This is a genomic window from Salinispora sp. CH2A1_6 (assembly GCF_056820975.1).
On the sequence record NZ_JBXEDG010000003.1, the window covers coordinates 767,973 to 784,494 of the forward strand.

The 16,522-nt window shown below is 70.9% G+C and carries 17 protein-coding genes and 1 riboswitch; of the genes, 13 read left to right on the forward strand and 4 right to left on the reverse strand.

The genetic code is table 11. From position 1 onward, the window contains the following. Positions 1-74 precede the first annotated feature (74 nt). The 12 genes from hrcA (at position 75) to AC1UKG_RS08535 (ending at position 10,970) form a co-directional block, all read left to right on the forward strand. The gene (gene hrcA / locus AC1UKG_RS08480) at positions 75-1,097 is read left to right on the forward strand and encodes a heat-inducible transcriptional repressor HrcA (RefSeq protein WP_018746027.1); all 1,023 of its coding nucleotides are present in this window, start codon (positions 75-77) and stop codon (positions 1,095-1,097) included. A gap of 69 nt (positions 1,098-1,166) precedes the next feature. Then, positions 1,167-2,312, forward strand: a complete 1,146-nt coding sequence (dnaJ, locus tag AC1UKG_RS08485; protein WP_018746026.1) for a molecular chaperone DnaJ — start codon at positions 1,167-1,169, stop codon at positions 2,310-2,312. Between the two features lie 65 nt (positions 2,313-2,377). Further along, the gene (locus AC1UKG_RS08490; RefSeq protein WP_018746025.1) at positions 2,378-3,112 is read left to right on the forward strand and encodes a 16S rRNA (uracil(1498)-N(3))-methyltransferase; all 735 of its coding nucleotides are present in this window, start codon (positions 2,378-2,380) and stop codon (positions 3,110-3,112) included. A gap of 56 nt (positions 3,113-3,168) precedes the next feature. After that, positions 3,169-3,531: a histidine triad nucleotide-binding protein gene (locus AC1UKG_RS08495; RefSeq protein WP_018815419.1), complete on the forward strand. Its 363-nt coding sequence runs from the start codon at positions 3,169-3,171 to the stop codon at positions 3,529-3,531. Between the two features lie 146 nt (positions 3,532-3,677). Then, positions 3,678-4,736, forward strand: coding sequence for a PhoH family protein (locus tag AC1UKG_RS08500; RefSeq protein ID WP_026271747.1), 1,059 nt, complete (start codon positions 3,678-3,680; stop codon positions 4,734-4,736). A gap of 17 nt (positions 4,737-4,753) precedes the next feature. Then, positions 4,754-5,227, forward strand: a complete 474-nt coding sequence (gene ybeY, locus AC1UKG_RS08505; protein ID WP_018746022.1) for an rRNA maturation RNase YbeY — start codon at positions 4,754-4,756, stop codon at positions 5,225-5,227. Continuing rightward, positions 5,203-6,618 (forward strand): hemolysin family protein, encoded by a 1,416-nt coding sequence (locus AC1UKG_RS08510; protein WP_026271748.1) that lies wholly within the window; start codon positions 5,203-5,205, stop codon positions 6,616-6,618. The genes ybeY and AC1UKG_RS08510 overlap by 25 nt, the downstream gene beginning before the upstream one ends. Beyond that, positions 6,611-6,988, forward strand: coding sequence for a cytidine/deoxycytidylate deaminase family protein (locus tag AC1UKG_RS08515; RefSeq protein ID WP_018741536.1), 378 nt, complete (start codon positions 6,611-6,613; stop codon positions 6,986-6,988). The genes AC1UKG_RS08510 and AC1UKG_RS08515 overlap by 8 nt, the downstream gene beginning before the upstream one ends. Then, complete coding sequence (gene era, locus AC1UKG_RS08520; RefSeq protein ID WP_018746020.1) at positions 6,985-7,884, forward strand: GTPase Era; 900 nt, start codon at positions 6,985-6,987, stop codon at positions 7,882-7,884. Before AC1UKG_RS08515 ends, era begins: the two co-directional genes overlap by 4 nt. 168 nt (positions 7,885-8,052) lie before the next feature. Then, entirely contained in the window at positions 8,053-9,252 is a 1,200-nt protein-coding gene (locus AC1UKG_RS08525) for an acyltransferase family protein (RefSeq protein ID WP_018746019.1), read from the forward strand. 63 nt (positions 9,253-9,315) lie between these two features. Next, the gene (recO, locus tag AC1UKG_RS08530; RefSeq protein WP_018746018.1) at positions 9,316-10,152 is read left to right on the forward strand and encodes a DNA repair protein RecO; all 837 of its coding nucleotides are present in this window, start codon (positions 9,316-9,318) and stop codon (positions 10,150-10,152) included. Positions 10,153-10,193: 41 nt separating this feature from the next. Further along, positions 10,194-10,970, forward strand: coding sequence for an isoprenyl transferase (locus AC1UKG_RS08535; RefSeq protein WP_018746017.1), 777 nt, complete (start codon positions 10,194-10,196; stop codon positions 10,968-10,970). Between the two features lie 16 nt (positions 10,971-10,986). On the opposite strand, the gene gndA is transcribed toward AC1UKG_RS08535, so the two are convergent. From gndA to AC1UKG_RS08555, 4 genes are all read right to left on the reverse strand, one after another. Beyond that, on the reverse strand, positions 10,987-12,423 hold the full coding sequence (gene gndA / locus AC1UKG_RS08540; protein WP_482642278.1) for an NADP-dependent phosphogluconate dehydrogenase: 1,437 nt from the start codon (positions 12,421-12,423) through the stop codon (positions 10,987-10,989). Between the two features lie 98 nt (positions 12,424-12,521). Continuing rightward, positions 12,522-13,322, reverse strand: coding sequence for a CbiQ family ECF transporter T component (locus AC1UKG_RS08545; RefSeq protein ID WP_018746015.1), 801 nt, complete (start codon positions 13,320-13,322; stop codon positions 12,522-12,524). Further along, positions 13,319-14,746 (reverse strand): ABC transporter ATP-binding protein, encoded by a 1,428-nt coding sequence (locus AC1UKG_RS08550; protein ID WP_018746014.1) that lies wholly within the window; start codon positions 14,744-14,746, stop codon positions 13,319-13,321. The genes AC1UKG_RS08545 and AC1UKG_RS08550 overlap by 4 nt, the downstream gene beginning before the upstream one ends. Before the next feature lie 67 nt (positions 14,747-14,813). Then, on the reverse strand, positions 14,814-15,410 hold the full coding sequence (locus AC1UKG_RS08555; protein ID WP_018815422.1) for an ECF transporter S component: 597 nt from the start codon (positions 15,408-15,410) through the stop codon (positions 14,814-14,816). A gap of 72 nt (positions 15,411-15,482) precedes the next feature. After that, positions 15,483-15,588, reverse strand: a riboswitch (TPP riboswitch). A 103-nt stretch (positions 15,589-15,691) separates the two neighbouring features. On the opposite strand from AC1UKG_RS08555, the gene AC1UKG_RS08560 reads away from it, so the two are divergent. Then, complete coding sequence (locus AC1UKG_RS08560; RefSeq protein ID WP_018746012.1) at positions 15,692-16,522, forward strand: alpha/beta fold hydrolase; 831 nt, start codon at positions 15,692-15,694, stop codon at positions 16,520-16,522.

Consider the following 16,522-nt stretch of genomic DNA (forward strand, 5'->3'; position numbering starts at 1 on the left):
AGACTGGCACTCGCTAGAGTCGAGTGCCAGGAAGCGCCTCGACGGCCGACGCACTGTGGGAGGAGGGGGGAAGGATGGGTCTCGACGACCGCAAACTAGCGGTGCTGCGCGCGATCGTCGAGGACTACGTCGCCACGCAGGAGCCCGTCGGCAGCAAGATGCTGGTCGAGCGCCACCAACTCGGGGTCTCCCCAGCGACCGTCCGCAACGACATGGCGGTCCTGGAGGAGGAGGGCTACATTCGGCAGCCGCACACCAGCGCGGGCCGGGTGCCCACTGACCGTGGCTATCGGCTCTTCGTGGACCGGCTGTCCCGGGTGAAGCCGCTCACCCCGGCCGAGCGCCGGGCGATCGAGCGCTTCCTGGTCGGCGCGGTCGACCTCGATGACGTGGTGCACCGCACGGTCCGGCTGCTGGCCCAGCTGACCCGGCAGGTCGCTGTCGTGCAGTACCCGTCGCTGGCCCGGTCCTCGGTTCGGCACCTGGAGCTGGTGCCGATCTCCACCACCCGGCTGATGCTTGTCATGATCGCCGACACGGGTCGGGTCGAGCAGCGGCTCGTCGAGCTACCCGGGCCGATCCCCCCAGACGACGTGATCGATCTGCGTCAGCTGGTCAACGAGAGGCTGGTCGGTACCCGGCTCGCCGACACGCCACCACTGGTGCAGGCGTTGGTTGACGAGGTGAGCGGGGAGCTGCGACCGGCCATGATCACTCTCTCCACCGTCCTGCTGGAGACGTTGGTCGAGCGGCACGAGGAGCGCATCGCCCTCGCCGGCACCGCCAATCTCACCCGCGGTGGCCTGCTCGACTTCCAGGGGTCGTTGCGCCCCATCCTGGAGGCACTGGAGGAGGAGGTGGTCCTCCTCAAACTCATCGGGGAGGCCGAGCCGAGCGCGATGCGCGTCCGGATCGGCGACGAGAACGAAATCGACAATCTCCGCGCTACCTCCGTGGTGAGCACCGGGTACGGACCAGGGGTGACCATCCTGGGTGGTCTCGGAGTGGTCGGGCCGACTCGGATGGACTATCCCAGCACCATCGCCACGGTTCGGGCCGTGGCACGCTACGTGGGCGACCTGCTGGCCCAGAACTAGGCATTACCGTCCGGCCGGATCGGGCCGGCGGTCGGCGCAAGCGAGACGAACATGAGGACACCGAACGCAGTGGCCAAGGACTACTACGGCATCCTCGGCGTGAGCCGGGAAGCCTCCGACGACGAGATCAAGCGCGCCTACCGCAAGCTCGCGCGCAAGTACCACCCGGACGTGAATCCGGACGTGGAGGCGCAAGAGAAGTTCAAGGACATCAACGCCGCGTACGAGGTCCTCTCCGACGACCGGAAGCGGCAGATCGTTGACCTCGGTGGCGATCCGCTCGCCCCCGGCGGCGGGGGCGGCGGACCGGGTGGACCCGGCGAAGCCGGTCCATTCGTGGGCTTCCAGGACATCATGGACGCCTTCTTCGGCGGGGCCGCCAGCGGCGGTGGGCGAGGGCCGCGCCCCCGCACCCGGCCGGGCTCCGACGCGATCCTGCGCCTCGAACTGGACCTGCCCGAGACCGCGTTCGGCGTGGAGGCGCCGATCACGGTCGACACCGCCGTGCTCTGCACCACCTGCTCCGGTGCGGGCACCGCAGCCGGCACCCATCCGGAGAGCTGCGAGGCGTGTGGCGGGCGGGGCGAGGTGCAGTCGGTGCAACGCACCTTCCTCGGGCAGGTGGTTTCGGCTCGCCCGTGTACCGCCTGCCAGGGCTACGGCACCACAATTCCGCACCCCTGCCCCACCTGTGCCGGGGACGGCCGGGTGCGGACCCGGCGTTCGCTGACCGTCAAGATTCCCGCCGGGGTCGAGGACGGGATGCGGATTCGGCTGGCCCAGCAGGGCGAGGTGGGCCCCGGCGGTGGCACCGCGGGTGATCTCTACGTGGAGATCCACGAACGCCCGCACGATGTCTTCTCCCGCAAGGGCGATGATCTGCACTGCCGGGTGGCTGTCCCGATGACGACGGCGGCGCTCGGCACCCGTCTGACCATCAAGACACTGGACAGCGAGGAGCCGGTGGACGTCAAGCCCGGTACCCAGCCCGGCAGCATGCTGCGGCTCCGCGCCCGCGGCGTGCCGCACCTGCGTGGGACCGGCCGGGGTGATCTGCTCGTCCACCTGGACGTGCGGACGCCGACCAAGCTGGACGCCGATCAGGAACAGATGCTGCGCGAGTTCGCCCAGACCCGGGGCGAGGAGGTCGCCGAGCTGACCAAGCAGGGCGGCTTCTTCTCTCGGATGCGGGACGCCTTCAACGGCCACGCCTGACTCGACCCGTCCCGGTGTCCCAGGCCATCGGGCCGGGACGCCGGGACGGCCGCTAGCCTGGCACCGTGTCCGCGCCGCTGTTCCTGGTCGAGTCGTTGCCCACCGCCGAGACGGCGACCCTGGACGGGCCGGAGGGGCATCACGCCGCGACTGTGCAGCGGTTGCGAGCCGGCGAGGAGTTGCTGCTCGCTGACGGCCGTGGTGGCACGGCCGCCGCCGTGGTCACGGCGGTGGGAAAGGGCGTGCTTGACCTTCGGATCACCTCCCGGGACCATCGGGCCGCCCCCGCCCACCAGCTCGTCGTCGTTCAGGGGCTGGCCAAGGGGGAGCGGGGTGAGCTGGCCGTGCAGGCGATGACCGAGGTCGGGGTGGATGCGATCGTGCCCTGGACGGCCGCGCGCTCGGTCACCCAGTGGCGGGGCGACCGGGGGGCACGTGCCCGGGGGAAGTGGGTCGCCACCGCGCGGGAGGCCGCCAAGCAGGCCCGGCGGGCCTGGCTGCCGGTGGTGACCGGCGCACCGGCCGAAGCGACCTCCGAGGTGGCTCGCCGGATCGCCGGCGCTGCGGCGGCGTTCGTCCTGCACGAGCAGGCGGAGGAGCGTCTGGTCACCGCGGAGCTGCCAGACCGCGGCGAGATCATGCTGGTGGTCGGCCCCGAGGGCGGCGTTGCCCCGGCCGAGCTGGCCGCCTTCACCGAAGCCGGAGCCCGGACGGTGCGGCTGGGCCCGTCGGTGCTGCGTACCTCCACCGCCGGAGTGGCGGCGCTTTCGGTGCTCGCCGCCCGTCTTGGCCGTTGGTAGCGCCGGTTCTCCCGCTCTGGGCGGCGGTGACCGGAGCCTTTCCCTACACTGCCCCGGTGAGCACAACTGACTGTCTGTTCTGCCGGATCGTCGCCGGTGAGATTCCCGCCACCGTTGTCCGAGAAACTCGGACAACCCTCGCGTTCCGTGACATCGGTCCGAAGGCTCCGGTGCACGTGCTGGTGATCCCGAAGGAGCACTATGCCGACGTGGCCACCCTGGCGGAGGGGGACCCGGGGCTCGCCGCTGAGGTGCTCGCCACCGCCGCCGCGGTGGCCGAGGAGGAGGGGCTGCTCGGTGACGGCTTCCGGCTGCTCTTCAACACCGGGGCGTACGGCGGCCAGGAGGTCTTCCACGTCCACGCCCACCTGCTCGGTGGTGCGCCGCTCGGGCCGATGCTGACCGGTAACGTCGGCTGACGGCGGTGCGAGCCGGCCGACAGGGGAATTGGGCGAGGTGCCGTGGCGGTTGACCCGATACGATGGGGGCAACGCCCAGCACGCCGCGGCGATCGGCCCGGCGCCGAGATCGAGAGCAGGTGGCTCAGGGCCACTCGGCCCAACCTATGACCAGCACCCCGCCTCCCGGCCCGCCCCAGGTCCAAACCAGGATCACCGTCCCGGAACCGAAGATTATGGTCAATCTCCTCGGTGCGGGGGACGAGATCCTGCGACTGGTCGAGCGCTCCGTGAGCAGTGACGTGCATGTCCGGGGTAACGAGATCACGATCACCGGCGCGCCCGCGGACAACGCTCTCGCCGAGCGGCTCTTCGGCGAATTGATCGAACTCATCGAGAAAGGTGAGACGCTGACCACCGACGCCGTTCGGCGCACCGTCGGCATGCTCGAGCAGGGCAGCGCCGAGCGGCCCGCCGAGGTCCTGACGCTCAACATCCTCTCCCGGCGTGGTCGCACCATTCGTCCCAAGACCCTCGGGCAGAAGCGCTACGTGGACGCCATCGACGCGCACACCATCGTCTTCGGCATCGGTCCCGCCGGCACCGGCAAGACCTACCTGGCGATGGCGAAGGCGGTCCAGGCGCTGCAGGCCAAGCAGGTCAACCGGATCATTCTTACCCGGCCAGCGGTCGAGGCAGGCGAGCGGCTGGGCTTCCTGCCCGGCACCCTGAACGAGAAGATCGATCCGTATCTGCGGCCGCTGTACGACGCGTTGCACGACATGCTCGACCCGGAGTCGATCCCGAAGCTGATGGCGGCGGGCACGATCGAGGTGGCGCCGTTGGCGTACATGCGGGGTCGTACGCTCAATGACGCGTTCATCATCCTGGACGAGGCGCAGAACACCACGCCTGAGCAGATGAAGATGTTCCTCACCCGGCTCGGCTTCGGTTCCAAGATCGTTGTTACCGGTGACATCACTCAGGTGGACCTTCCCGGCGGGACGACCAGTGGCCTGCGGGTCGTCCGGGAGATCCTCACCGACGTGGCGGACGTGCACTTCGCCCAGCTCTCCAGCTCGGACGTGGTCCGACACCGGCTGGTCGGGGAGATCGTTGACGCGTACGCCCGCTGGGACGTGGCGCGGGAGAATCAGCAGGCGAAGAGCGTGCAAGCGGTGCCCGGGCGGCCCACCCAGGGTGGCCGCGCCGGTCGGCGTCGCTAACGAGGCGAAGGAAGACAGTGTCCATCGAGATTGCCAATGAGTCCGGGGTTGACGTCGACACCGACGCGATACTCGCCGTCGCCCGGCACGCCCTCGACGAGATGGGGGTCAACCAGCTCGCCGAGCTGTCCGTGCTGCTTGTCGATATCGACTACATGGCCGAGTTGAACCACCGCTGGATGGGTGGGGACGGCCCGACCGATGTCCTCGCCTTCCCGATGGACGAGGGCAGCGTTGACCACGGGCCGGGGGAGAGCGGCACCGTCGGCGCCGAGCCGGCATTGCTCGGTGACATCGTGCTCTGCCCCGAGGTGGCCGCGAAGCAGGCGGCCACCGCGGGTCACTCCACCGCCGATGAGCTGCACCTACTCACCGTGCACGGGGTGTTGCACCTGCTCGGCTACGACCATGCCGAGCCGGAGGAGGAGCGGGAGATGTTCGCCCTCCAAGCCCGGCTGCTGGTGAGCTGGCGGTCGACCCGGTCACGATGATGGCCTCTCTTGCCGCAGCGACGGCCGGTACGTCCGGCCTCCCCGACGTGCAGTTGGTTCTCCTCGCGGCTGGGCTGGTGGTCCTCGCCGGCCTGATCGCGATGACCGAGGCGGCGCTCGCCGCCGTCTCGCCGGCCCGGGCGGCCGAGTTGGTCCGCGACGGAGCCCGGGGCGCCCGAGCGTTACAGTCTGTCGCCGGGGACGTGGTCCGGCACCTCAACCTGCTGCTGCTGTTGCGGTTGCTCGCCGAGTTGAGCGCGACCACGCTGGTAGCGCTGGTTGCGGTCGACTCGCTCGGCGCCGGCTGGCTGGCCGCGGTGGTGACCGCCGGGGCGATGACCGTGGTCAGCTTCGTGGTGGTCGGCGTCGGACCGCGCACCATCGGCCGGCAGCATGCCTACGCGGTGGGTCGTGGGGTGGCGCCGCTGGTGCGTTGGCTGGGTCGGGCACTCAACCCCCTCGCTTCCTTGTTGATTCTGATCGGTAACGCGGTCACCCCGGGGCGCGGTTTCCGGGAGGGTCCCTTCGCCACCCAGGTGGAGCTGCGCGAGCTGGTCGATCTGGCCGAGCAGCGCGGCGTGGTGGAGCATGGCGAGCGGCAGATGATCCACTCGGTTTTCGCGCTCGGTGACACCATCGTCCGCGAGGTGATGGTGCCGCGTACCGAGATGGTCTGGATCGAGCGGCACAAGACGCTCTCCCAGGCCCTGGCGCTCTTTCTGCGGTCCGGTTTCTCCCGCATCCCGGTCATCGGCGAGAGCGTTGACGATGTGCTTGGGGTGCTCTATCTGAAAGATCTGATTCGGCGTACGCAGGGCGGTGCCCCGGAGGATCGGCGCCTCCCGGTGGCCGAGCTGATGCGCCCGGCCACCTTCGTGCCGGAGTCCAAGCCGGTTGATGACCTCCTCTCGGAGATGCAGGCTGCCCGGAACCACCTGGTGATCGTCGTTGACGAGTACGGCGGGACCGGCGGGCTGGTCACCATCGAGGACATCCTGGAGGAGATCGTCGGCGAGATCACCGACGAGTACGATGTTGAGCGTCCGCCGGTCGAGCACCTCGACGACGACGCGGTGCGGGTCACCGCGCGGCTACCCGTGGAGGACCTCGGCGAGTTGTTCGACACCGAGCTGCCCAGCGATGAGGTAGAGACGGTGGGCGGCCTGCTCGCGCAGTCCCTGGGCCGGGTTCCGATCCCCGGCGCCCAGGTCGAGGTGGCCGGTCTGCGGCTGCTCGCTGAGGGCACCACCGGGCGGCGCAACCGGATCGACACGGTCCTGGTGCGTCGGGTGGAACCGGCCGACCAACAGCACGATCCGGGACGTGGTGAACCCGCCGACGCCCCGGGCGACACCGACCACGCCGAGGAGAGGCAACCCGCCGATGCCTGAGTCACCCGCCGTACCGACTACTGGGGCCACCCCGGTGGAGCTGACCGCCGAGGACGCCAAGCTGGTCGTCCTGGCCCGGGGGGCGCGTGGCCGGATCGGTGCCGTCGAAGGTGCCGCGGTCCGGGACCAGGACGGTCGGACGTACGCCGCGGCGAGCGTCTCGCTGCCTTCGCTGGCGTTGACCGCGCTTCAGCTCGCGGTGGGTTCGGCGGCGGCGGCTGGCTGTACCCGGCTGGAGGCCGCCGCGGTGGTGACCGAGGCGTCAACGCTGGACGGTGCTGGCCACGCGGCGGTCCGTGACCTCGCCGCCGACGCACCGATCCATGTGGCGGCCCCGGACGGCACGCTCCTCGGGACGGTGGCCGAGTGACCTCCGCGAACCCTCGGCAGCCGTACCGGGCGGGCTTTGGCTGCTTCGTGGGACGGCCGAACGCCGGCAAGTCGACGTTGACCAACGCGATCGTCGGGCAGAAGATCGCCATCACCTCGAGTAAGCCGCAGACAACCCGGCACGTTATTCGGGCGGTGCTGCACCGGCCCGACTCGCAGCTCGTGCTGGTGGACACGCCGGGCCTGCACCGGCCCCGGACGCTGCTCGGCGAGCGCCTCAACGATCTGGTGCGGCAGACGTGGAGCGAGGTTGACGTGATCGGCCTCTGTATCCCGGCGGACGAGCCGATCGGCCGGGGTGACCGCTTCATCTCCGGCGAGTTGGCCGAGCTGAAGGCGACCGTGCTCGCGGTGGTGACGAAGACCGACCTGGTCGACCGGGAGCAGCTGGCCAAGCAGCTGGTCGCGGTGAGTGAACTGGCGGACTTCGCGGAGGTCGTGCCGGTCAGTGCGGTCTCCGGGCATCAGGTTGACACGCTGGTGGACGTGATGACCCGCTACCTGCCGGAGTCACCGCAGCTCTACCCGGACGACATGCTCACCGAGGAACCGGAGCAGGTGCTGGTGGCCGAGCTGATCCGGGAGGCGGCGCTGGAGGGTGTGCGCGACGAGTTGCCGCACTCCATCGCGGTGGTGGTGGAGGAGATGATCCCCGCGGAACGGGTCATCAAGATCTACGCCGATGTGTACGTCGAGCGGCCGAGCCAGAAGGCGATCGTGATCGGGCACCGGGCCAGCCGGCTTCGGGATGTCGGCATCCGGGCGCGGCGGCAGATCGAGGAGCTGCTCGGCAGCCGGGTCTACCTCGACCTGCACGTGCGGGTGGCGAAGGACTGGCAGCGGGACCCGAAACAGCTTCGTAAGCTCGGCTTCTAGCCCGGGGCGCTCGGCTGGTAGCTGAGTGTTCCGAGTGGCTTGTCAGCCTTCGGGCGGGACTGATGAGGAATTTCACTTTTCCTCCGGCGGGTCTCGCGCTTTCCAGGTCTCGGGCGGAGGGTAGGGGATTGTGTTTCCCTCCCCTCGTCCGAAACCAGTAGCGAGCTGATGCGAAATCGTTACCTAGACCTGCTGCGTGCCCTCGCTGTTGTCCGGGTCGTGGTCTACCACGTAACTGGGTGGGCCACCATGACGCTGGTCTTTCCCGCGATGTCGGTGATGTTCGCGCTGGCCGGATCGCTGATGGCGGCGTCCCTGCATCGGTTCGGGACGGCGGCGGTCGGTCGTCGGTTGCGGCGGCTGCTGCCGTCGTTCTGGGTGCTCGGCGCGATCTTGGTGCCCGCGATGCTGCTCAGCGGCCTGTCGTTCACCCCAGAGCTCCTGCTCTGGCTCTTCCCGGTAGCCGACCCACCGCGGAACGACTGGGGAATACCGGTGCTGGGCCCGATCTGGTATCTGCGCAACTACCTCTGGTTTGTCCTCGCCTCCCCGCTGGCGTTGTGGTTGTTCCGTCGGTTCCCGCTGCCCACCCTGATCGCCCCGTACGCGCTGACGGTGGCGATCGAACTGGGGCTGTACCCGAATCCGCCGATGGTGGTGCAGCAGTTCGGCCTGTACCTCGGAGCGTGGATGTTGGGCTTCGCCCACCAGGCGGGGATGCTGCGCCGACTCGCCAACCGCGTCCTGTGGCCGACCGCGATCGCTCTGGTCGCCCTCGGCGGCTGGTGGAACCTGACCCAGCCCGGTACCAAGGGGCTTGACCTCAACGGAAATCCGCTCGCCAACGCCCTCTGGTCGGCCGGTGTCATCCTGGTCGTGCTCGGGCGGGAGCCGGCGAGAACAGCGTGGATCGACCGCAACGCGTTCTTCGGTCGGGTGGTCACCCTGGTCAACCGGCGCGCACTCACCGTGTACCTGTGGCACATGGCCTTCGTGGCAGCGCTCACCCCGCTGGTGGACGTGGTGGGTTGGTCCCACCAGAATCTGCTCGGCCTGGCCATCCGGGTCGTGCTGGTATTCGCCCTGCTCGGGGTCGTCATCATGCTTGTCGGCTGGGTTGAGGACATCGCGGCCCGGCGCCGGCCCGAGTTGATCCCCGGTTTCGGACGGCGAACGACAACCACGCCCGAGGGGGCGGCGGCTACGTCTGAGGGGGCGGCGGCCACGCCCGAGGGGGCGGCGACGCAGGCCGCAGTCGATGCGGCGGACCAGGCCGGGACGGCGCGGAAGCAGCCGGTGGTGCCGGCGCCCCGGTCGGCGGAGAGCGAGCGCGTACAGACCGGGAGCGTGGAGAGCAACGCACGATGACCATCCGGCGCCGCGTCCACCCCGAGCCGGCCCGGAGCTGTCACCCTGAGGGAGAATGATCCGATGGCCGGGTACCGCCGACAGCTCTACCGTGACGACGCGGTGGTGCTGCGCGTGCAGAAGCTCGGCGAGTCGGATCGCATCATCACCCTGCTCAGCCGTCGGCACGGGCGGCTGCGCGCGGTGGCCCGCGGGGTGCGCCGGATCACCAGCAAGTTCGGCGCCCGGCTGGAGCCCTTCGGCCACATCGACCTGCAACTCGCCGGCGACCCGAAGGGCCAGCAGGGCAGCTCGCTGCACACGGTCAGCCAGGTCGAGGGCATTGACCTGTACGGCAAGCGCCTCCTCGGCGACTACCCCCGCTACACGGCGGCGAGTGCGGTCTGCGAGACCGCGGAGCGGCTCACCCCGGTCGAGCGGGAACCGTCGCTGCGGTTGTTCCAACTCACCCTGGGGGCGCTGCGTGCGCTGGCCGACGGGGAGCATGCGGCGACTCTGGTGCTGGACGCGTACCTGCTGCGTGGCATGGCCCTGGCTGGGTGGGCGCCGGCGCTGGCCGGCTGCGCGGTCTGCGGCACGCCAGGGCGGCACCGGGCCTTCTCCGTCCCGGCCGGCGGTGCCGTCTGCCTCGACTGTCGGCCGCCCGGCGCGGCCCACCCCGCACCGGCCACCATTGACCTGATGGCCGCGCTCACCAGCGGTGACTGGCGGGTTGCCGACGCCGCCGAGAACGGCGTTCGTCGAGAGTGCAGCGGGCTGGTCGCGGCGCACCTGCAGTGGCATCTGGAGCGCGCGCTACGCTCGCTGCCGCTGGTGGACCGGGGCGGTCCGGCCGCCGGCGCGGTCGGGACGCCGGCCGGCGGAGTCGGGCCGGCCGCGGCCGGCGTGGACAGGGAGTAGACCGAGTGATCCGATCGATCAGGCGCCCCGGCCGTACGCCGGTGCCGCCCACCCCCCACCCGTCCGGTGCCCGGCCACCGGCGCTGCCCGCCGAGGCGTTGCCGCGGCACGTCGCGGTGGTGATGGACGGCAACGGCCGGTGGGCCAAGGAGCGCGGGCTTGCGCGTACGAAAGGGCATGAGGCGGGAGAGTTCTCCCTCTTCGACGCCGTTGAGGGCGCGATCGAGCTGGGCATCCCGTACCTGTCGGCGTACGCGTTCTCGACGGAGAACTGGCGGCGTTCGCCGGACGAGGTGCGCTTCCTGATGGGCTTCAACCGGGATGTGCTCCGCCGCCGCCGTGACCAGCTTGTCGACCTGGGCGTACGGGTTGTCTGGTCGGGCCGGTCCGGGCGGCTGTGGAAGAGCGTCATCTCGGAGTTGCAGGCGGCCGAGGAGATGTCCCGCGGCAACTCCACGCTCACCCTGCAGTTCTGCGTCAACTATGGTGGGCAGGCCGAGATCGCCGACGCCGCCGCCGCGATTGCCCGGGAGGTGGCTGCCGGCCGGCTCGACCCGGCCAAGGTCACCGAGAAGACCCTGGCCCGCCACCTCTACCACCCGGAGGTCCCCGACGTGGATCTCTTCCTGCGCCCCTCCGGAGAGCAACGCACCTCGAACTTCCTGCTCTGGCAGAGCGCCTACGCCGAACTGGTCTTCCTGGACACGCTCTGGCCGGACTTTGACCGCCGGCATCTCTGGTACGCCTGTGAGCTCTATGCCCAGCGGGACCGCCGGTTTGGCGGAGCGCTACCGAACCCGGTGGCGCCGACCACCTGACCCCGAGCGCCCGGGGTCAGGCTTCGACCTCACCGCGGTCGCCGGCCCAGAGGGTGTGGTAGGAACCGTCGCGGTCAACCCGGCGGTAGGTGTGGGCGCCGAAGTTGTCCCGCAGGCCCTGGATCAGGGCCGCCGGTAGCCGGTCCGCGCGCAGCGCGTCGAAGTAGGACAGGGACGAGGCGAACGCGGGGGTGGGCACACCGGCGTGGGCAGCCTCGGCGACCACGCGCCGCCACCCCGACAAACCGGCGCGTACGGCGTCGGCGAACCACGGCGCCACCAGCAGCGTGGGCAGGTCGGGTTGGTCGTCGTAGGCCTGCCGGATCCGGTCGAGGAAGCGGGCCCGGATGATGCATCCGCCGCGCCAGATCGTGGCGGTGCCGCCGAGGTCGATGTCCCAGTCGTACTCCTGGCTGCCGGCCCGAATCTGGTCGAAGCCCTGCGCATACGCGATGATCTTGGTGGCCAGCAGCGCGCGCCGGACGTCCTCGACAAAGGCGTCCCGGTCCTGGACCTGCCAGGTCGGGCCCGGCTCGGCGAAGGCGTGGCGGACGGCCGCGCGCTGGTCGGCGTGTCCGGAGAGGGAACGCACGAACGTCGCCTCGGCGATGCCGGTGATCGGGATGCCGAGGTCCAGGGCGTTCTGCACGGTCCAGCGTCCGGTGCCCTTCTGCTCCGCCTGGTCGAGCACGATGTCCACGAAGGCCCGCCCGGTGCCGGCGTCGGTGTGCCCGAGCACGTCAGCGGTGATCTCGATGAGGTACGACTCCAGCTCGCTGGAGTTCCACTGTCGGAAGATCTCCGCCAACTCGGCCGGGGTCGCGTTCAGTCCAACCCGCAGCAGGTCGTAAGCCTCGGCGATGAGCTGCATGTCGGCGTACTCGATGCCGTTGTGGACCATCTTGACGAAGTGGCCGGCGCCGTCCGGCCCGATGTGCCGGCAGCAGGGCTCGCCGTCCACCTGCGCCGCGATCCGTTCGAAGATCGGCCCCAGCTTCAGGTAGGACTCGGCGGAGCCGCCCGGCATGATGCTCGGCCCCCACAACGCGCCCTCCTCGCCACCGGAGACACCGGTGCCGACGAAGTGCAGTCCCTGCCTGCGCAGCGCCTCCTCGCGTCGCCGGCTGTCGGCGAAGTGGGCGTTGCCGCAGTCGACGATGATGTCGCCGGCATCGAGCAGCGGCACCAACTCGTCAATGACGGCGTCGGTCGGGGCGCCGGCCTTGACCATCGTGATGACCGCCCGGGGGCGCTCCAGCGCGGCGACGAAGTCGGCCAGCGAGTCGGTGGGGACGAACCGCCCCTCCTCGCCGTGCTCGGCGACCAGCCGGCGGGTCCGTTCTGGAGAGCGGTTGTGCACCGCCACGACGAAGCCGTTGCGGGCCAGGTTCCGGGCGAGATTGCGACCCATCACCGCCAGCCCGGTAACGCCGATCTGTGCCTGCCCGCTCATCCCTGCCACCTCCGCCTCGAACTCCGCCTGTGACCGTATCGCGCTCCATGTTCCGCTGGTCTGCAGCCAGTCCACCCGGTGGTGTTCTGGTCCGGCAGTCAGCCGATCAGGGGGCGGAACGTGCCGACGGCGACGCTGACCGTGAGCGCGGCACCGGCCAGTACCGCCGCACCGGCGATCAGGAGACCGTCGGCGTGGCCGAAGTGTTGGCGGCGGGCCATCGATCGGGGGGTCGTGGCGTCGAAGCCTCGGGCGTCCATCGCCACCGCGAGTCGGGTCCCGCGGCGGATTGCGCCGACCAACAGGGTGAACGCGGTCGACCCGAAGAGCCGCAGCCGGGCCAGCGGGTTACGGCCGGCGTCGACGCCCCGGGCCCGTCGCGCCATGCTGATCATCTGCCACTCCTGGGCGAGCAGCGGCACCAACCGGAACGCCGCCAGCGCCCCGTAGGCGAAGCGGGCGGACAGTCTGGCGTTCTGCACCAGCGCGTCGGCCAGGTCGGTCGGGTCGGTGGTCGCCACCACGATCAATCCCGGCAGGGCTACCGCGAACATGCGCAACACCAGACCGAGCGCGGTGATCAGCACGCCGGAGGTGACCAGGAACGGGCCGGCCTCGACCAGGATCCGCCCGGAGCGTTCGGCGGCGAAGAGCACCAGCGTGACGAGGACGCCGACCGCGCCGACCAGCAGCGGCATGGCCCGGCGGGCGAGCACCCGGAGCCGTACGCCGAACAGCGGCAGCAGGGCCAGCTCGAAGGCGATGGCGATGGCCGGCGCCACCGGGTCGAGGGTGGCGATCAGGATGACCGAGCAGAGCAGCGCCGCCGCCAGCTTCGCCACCGGGTTGCGCCGGGCCAGTGGGGCGTCTGGTCGGGTCACCGGTTCGAGGTTGATCACGGTGCGCTCCGCGGCTGGTCGAGCCGTACCTGGCGGTCGGCGAGTGCGGCGATGAACTCCGGGTCGTGGGTCACCGTGACCAGCCCGTGCCCGTTGTCGCGCAGCTCGGCGAAGAGCTCCACCAGCTCCCGCCAGGTCCGCCGGTCCTGGCCGAAGGTGGGTTCATCGCAGACGAGCAGGCGGGGCGCGGTGGCCAGGGCCGTCGCGACGCTCAGCCGCCGCGCCTCGCCACCGGAGAGGGTGTACGGGTTGGCCTCGGCGAGCGCCGTCAGGCGGAGCCGGTCGAGCAGCGTGTCCACGGTGGCGCGGACCTGCGCCTCGGTTCGGCCGGTGCGGCGTGGTCCCAGTGCCAACTCGTCGGCGACGGCGGCGGTGACGAACTGGTGTTCCGGGTCCTGGAAGACCGTACCGATCCGGCCCACCAGCGCCGGCGCCCGCCACCGGTGCGGTGGGGTGCGGGCGTCCCCGCCGGCCAGCTCCGCCGTCGCGGTGACCCGGCCCGCCGCCGGTGCGAGCAGCCCACCCAGCAGGAGAGCCAGGGTGGACTTCCCGGCCCCGTTGGGTCCGTGGACCGCGAGCGCCTCGCCGGCCCGTACGGTGAGGGAGACGCTGGCCAGCCGGGGCGGCAGAGCGAGCTGGTCGGCGGTGAGCAACGTCTCCCCGGCGGTGGTGGTGGCCGGTCGCGACGGCACCGGATGGCCCGGCACCCAGACCCCCTCGGCGGCGAGCGCCTCGCCGTGCGCGGCGAAGACCGCCTGCGGGGTGCCGTCGGCTTGGACACCGCCGCCGGGTGCCAGCACGACCACCCGGTCGACCAGCGGCAGCGCCTCCGCGAGCCGGTGCTCGACGAGGAGCAGGGTGGTGTCGGCATCGAGCGCCGCGGCGACCGCGTCGCGGATCAGCACCGCACCGGCCGGGTCCAGGTTGGCGGTCGGCTCGTCGAGCAGCAGCAGGCGCGGGCGGAGCGCGAGCACCCCGGCGAAGGCGAGGCGCTGCTGTTCGCCGCCGGAGAGGGCGGCGGTCGGCCGGTCCCGGCCGTAGCGGAAGCCAACCCGACGCAGGGCCTCGTCCACTCGGGGCCAGATCTGCGCGGCGGGTAGCCCGCGGTTCTCGGGGCCGAAGGCGACATCGTCGCCGCAGCGCGCCATCACCAGCTGCGTCTCCGGGTCCTGGAAGAGCAGGCCGACCTCTTCTCGAGCCCGGCGTGGGTCCCGGCCGTCAACCTCGACCGTGCCTTCCTGCTCGCCGGAGTCCTCCGGTAGCAGTCCGGCCAGCGCGGCGAGCAGGGTGCTCTTACCCGCCCCGGAGGCCCCCAACAGGAGGACCCGTTCGCCGTGCTCGATCTGCAGGTCGAGCCCGCGTACGGCCCACCGTTTCCGCCCCGCGTGCCGCCACCCGAAGTCCCGCAACCGGACCGCGCTCACCGACGCCGCCCCAAAGCTGGATGCTGACCCGCGGTCTGCGGTCCCAACGCCTCGGTCGACACGGCGCTCAGATGGTGGTGCGTTCGCGGCCGGCGGGGAACAGGTCCAGCACGCCCGTCCGGGCCAGGGCCCGGGTCAGCCTCTCGGCGCCGAACCCGGCGATGGCGGTGGCGCTGGCGATCGTCAGCAGCGCGTACGGGATCCGGTAGCTGCCCAGCGCGTACTCGCCGTTCCAGACGAAGAAGTCGAAGAGGGCCGCGCCGAGGCCGGTCAGCGCACCCGCCAGCAGTGCCGTGGGTAGCCGGAAGGAGCGGTAGCGGAAGGCGGCGAAAGCCAGCTCGGCGCCGATCCCCTGGGCCAGACCCTGGAGGAGGGTGATGCTGCCCCACTCGGAGCCGAGCAGGGTGGAGACGATCGCGGCCACCAGTTCGCAGAAGAGCGCCGCACCGGGGCGGCGGATCACCAGGCCGCCGAGCACCGCTGGGATCAGCCAGACGCCGTACATGATGGCCTGGGCCGGCGGGAAGAAGGCGAACACCGGGGTGGCGACGCTCCAGAGTAGCCCCCAGGCCCAGAAGATGACGCCGAAGGTGACGGCGATGACGGCGGCGACGACCACATCGACGGTGCGCCAGCGGTTGGTCGTTGTTGTGACTTTGCTCATCGGTCTTTCCCTGTCTGCTTCAGGAGACCAGGGGAGGGCACGTCCATTCCGGCCCGGCCGGACGACGGCGCGACTGGAGGCCGACCGAACTCCCTGCGCTGGCATTACCCAGATCAGGTTCGAGGGTCTGTGGGCGTTGCCCACACTCTCAGCGCTGTGCGCTCCCCTGTCGGAGGTGAAAATGTGTCACCGACGCTAGCACCTCCGAAGATCTTTCAACAAAGTGACATCGGTGCAGGTTGACCGGGGTTCCCTCGGCCGAATCCGGGTAGGCTGCGATTATGGGTGTCGATGTCCGTGGTTTTGCCTTCGATGTCCGCGTCGGTGGCCCGGCGGCCGGCCCGCCGGTGCTTCTGCTGCACGGCTTTCCCCAGCACAGTGGGGAGTGGGCCGACGTGGTGCCGCTCCTGCACGCTGCCGGGCTGCGCACGTACGCACTCGACCAGCGCGGCTACTCGCCCGGCGCCCGTCCGGCGCTGGTTTCCGCGTACCGCCTCGGTGAGCTGGTCGGTGATGCGGTGGCGGTGCTGGACCACCTCGGCGTCGCCGCTGCGCACGTGGTCGGGCATGACTGGGGTGCGGTGGTCAGCTGGGCGCTCGCTGCCGGGCATCCGGCCCGGGTGCGCTCGCTGACCGCGGTCTCCGTGCCGCATCCGGGGGCCATGGCCCACGCCCTGCGCACCGATCGGTCCCAGCGGGCCCGCTCGGCGTACATGCGGCTGTTTCGGCGGGAAAGGACGGCGGAGGCGGTGTTGCTGGCCCTGCGGGCGACCGGGCTGCGCCGGATGCTGGCCGGAGCCGGCGACGCCGACCGGGTGGCCGCATACGTCGAACCGATGCGCGCTCCGGGCGCGTTGAGTGCCGCCCTGAACTGGTACCGGGCGATGTCCTGGGGGGACCTGGCGGCCGTCGGGCCGGTGTCGGTGCCGACGACGTACGTCTGGAGCGACCGGGACATCGCGATCGGCCGCACCGCCGCCGCAGCCTGTGCCGCCCACGTGACCGGGGACTACCGCTTCGTCGAGCTGACCGGGGTGAGCCACTGGATTCCGGACCGGGCGCCAGCGCCGCTCGCCGACGCGATTCTGGCCCGGGTCCGGGACCCGAAGTGA